The 3,032-nt window shown below is 52.8% G+C and carries 3 protein-coding genes; all 3 read left to right on the top strand.

From position 1 onward, the window contains the following. Positions 1-245: 245 nt before the first annotated feature. A complete protein-coding gene (gene dnaN, locus K0B87_09540; protein ID MBW6514978.1) occupies positions 246-1,418 on the top strand; it encodes a DNA polymerase III subunit beta in 1,173 nt (390 codons plus the stop codon). 3 nt (positions 1,419-1,421) lie between these two features. Continuing rightward, positions 1,422-2,498 (top strand): DNA replication and repair protein RecF, encoded by a 1,077-nt coding sequence (gene recF, locus K0B87_09535; protein MBW6514977.1) that lies wholly within the window; start codon positions 1,422-1,424, stop codon positions 2,496-2,498. Beyond that, positions 2,495-3,032: MFS transporter (locus K0B87_09530; protein MBW6514976.1), on the top strand; the 538-nt coding region annotated here is incomplete at its 3' end. The genes recF and K0B87_09530, both read left to right, overlap by 4 nt.

The following is a 3,032-nucleotide window of genomic DNA, read 5'->3' as shown; positions in this document are numbered from 1 at the left end:
GTAGCTTTTGATGAAAAAGAACTTGACTTGGATTAACAAGATGAAAACAATGCAATTTGCCGCTTGGCCTTACATAGATTGTGAGTAACGAGGGAGATCAGATGCCCTCAAACAACCTGAGAAACAACGAGTTGGAATTTACACCAACATTTGGGACTCAACATGCTCAGAAAACTGTTGACAAACACCCAAAGCGAAATTTAATGACCCGACATATAGATAACATAGCATACAAAGGGGTAGTCATGCGTTTAGCGATAGAAAAGAAGGAACTGGTCCAGCATATCCAGCATCTGGCCGGGATCGTTTCCTCCAAGACAACTTCACCCATCTTAACCAATTACCTGATCGAGGTCGACGCCAAGAAAGGCGAGGTCAAGATCACAGCCTCCGACTTGGAAATCACGGTTGATGTGCGCTTCAATGCCGCTGTCAGCGAAGGCGGTACGATAGCCGTTTCCGCAAGGCATTTCAACGAGATCGTCATGCAGATGCCCGACGCGGTGATCGATCTTTGGAAAACCGAAGATCTGCTGATGATCCAATGCAACAAGATCGATTTCAACATCCTCTGCGCGGACCACACTCTGTTTCCCATCCTGCCTGATCCCAAGCTGGACAATGCCACCCTGGTCAATCCCGAGACCTTCAACCGCATGGTCAGCAAAACCGCCTTTGCCGTATCCACGGATGTGAACCGCGCCGTTCTGACGGGGGTTTGTTGGAAGATAATGGAGAAAACCAATCTGATGGCCGCCACCGACGGACGCAAAGTTGCCGAGATCATCGTTCCCAATACCGCTCCCGTTCCCAGCGAGGAAGCCAAGGAAGACGCGGATGGCACGATCTTCCAGGATGCCCAGTCCGACATGATCGTGGAAAAGGTCATTCCCGTCAAGACCCTTAATTTCCTGCAAAAGATCCATGATCCCTCGATCAAGGAAATGAAGATCCTGATGGAGCGGAACAAGATCGTCTTTGCCTACGGCAATTTCACGATCGTTGCCAACATCATCGAGCATAAATATCCCGAATACCAGAAAGCCTTCATGAATGATCTGCCCAATCAGGTCATCGTTGCCAAGGATAGCCTCCACACCTCGATCCGCAGGGTTTCGCTGGTCGCTCCTGATGACAACAACCGCATCCGCTTCGAGATCGATTCCGAGCGCTTCGAGATCAATACCAGCGACCGCGATACCGGCGACGCCAAGGAATTCGTGGAAAACTACGAATATTCAGGCAAGCCGACCTCGATCGCCTTCAACTATAGATACATGCTCTCCATCCTGGAAGCCATCGACACGGAAAAAGTCTGCATCAAGCTGGGCGGCTCCAAAGAACCCATGATGGTCTACAACGAGCCGCAGCCCCAAAACCAGAAGATAACTTTCCTCTTGATGCCGCTGCGGTCATAGCTATTGATCCTGAACCAGCTTGCTCTGGCAAACTTCCGCAATTACGAAAGTGCCAGTTTCAGCCTGCATCCCGCTGGCAATCTCATCATCGCGCCAAATGGCTGGGGCAAGACCAACCTGCTCGAAGCCGTGGCCTATTGCGGCTTGGGCAAATCGGTCCATTTCCACCGGGATGAGGAACTGAAGCGCGAAAGTGCTGATTACTTCGTGGTGAAAGGGGAATTCCAGGAGGACACGGAGCTTGGCCTGAAGATCCAGTTTTCCTGGCAGGATGGGAAGAAACTGCTCAAGATCAATGAGATCCCCGTGCGCCAACTGAGCAGGATCTTCGAGAGCGTGAAGGTGATCTACTCCGCCCCGGAGGACATGAACCTTGTGGGAGGATATCCCCGCTTCCGGCGCCAGTACTTCGATCTGGCGATCTCGCAGATCTATCCTGAATACATCACACTGCTGCGCAACTACCTGCACGTGGTCGGCCAGCGCAACAATCTTCTCAAATTGAACTACCAGCCCCGGGAAAAACAAAGCTGGGACCTGCAATTTGCCAAGTTGATGTTGCAAGTGGTGGCTTTCCGCAGGAAATATCTATGGCTTGTGAATCAGGCCTTCGCGGAGCAATATCCTTTGGTGTCGGAACAGGTTAAGGATATCCGCCTGGCCTATGTTACTCATCACCACGACGGGTATCCTGCCGACGCGGAATCCGTCGTGCGGCTTCTCGCCGGGCTCGAAAACCGGGAGAAACGCTACCAGCGCAGCTTGATGGGACCCCACATCGACGACTATGTGTTCAATTTGGCCGGGCACAACCTGAAAACCTTTGGTTCACAAGGGCAGAAACGCATCACGGTGATCATCCTCAAGCTCATCCAGGCCGCCCTGATCGAGGATCTGACCAGGATCAAACCGATCCTGCTCTTCGACGATGTCTTTGCCGAGTTGGACACTCTGCACACGCACTGCATCAGTGAATTTGTGGATTACCGCTACCAGGTTTTCATTGCCAGCCCGCGCGAAGATATCGCGGCCGAATGGAAAGACCTGGAACGTTTGCGGCTTCCGGGGGTGCAGGGATGAAATTCACCCGCAATATCATCGGCTGGATGTTCTACGATTTTGCCAATTCAGCCTTTACCACCGTGATCGTGAGCGTGGTGTTCAGCACCTATTTCATCAGCAAGGTGGCCTTGGGCGTGGAGGGATACGGTGAGCGGATCTGGGGCCTGGCGGTCGGGACTTCGATGACCCTGGTGGCGATCACGGCCCCAATCCTGGGCGCGGTGGCGGATTACTCACGTTCCAAAAAGAAGTTCCTGTTTTTCTTCACCTATCTCACCGCCATCTGCACTTCCCTGCTCTATTTTGTTCGGGGCGGGGATGTGGTGCTGGGAGTTCTTCTGTTCATCGGAGCCAACTACGCCTTCAACAGCGCCAATGTGTTCTACGACGCGTTCCTGCCGGAAGTAAGCCTGCCTGCGGATATTGGCAAGGTTTCCGGCTACGGCTGGGCTTTGGGCTATGCGGGCGGATTGCTTTCTTTGCTGGTCTCTCTGCCACTGGTGCGATACAATATCCATCTGGTCTTTCCCATGATCGGGGCGCACGTACTGC

Origin of the sequence: Candidatus Syntrophosphaera sp., assembly GCA_019429425.1 — a bacterium.
GTDB lineage: Bacteria > Cloacimonadota > Cloacimonadia > Cloacimonadales > Cloacimonadaceae > Syntrophosphaera.
The sequence above is the reverse complement of the archived record's forward strand: the minus strand, read 5'-3'. Positions and strand labels throughout refer to the sequence as shown.

What these genes read in the sequence shown, in the direction of transcription:
- dnaN (MBW6514978.1), top strand. Translation starts at nt 246, where the DNA reads ATGCGTTTAGCGATAGAAAAGAAGGAACTGGTCCAGCATATCCAGCAT.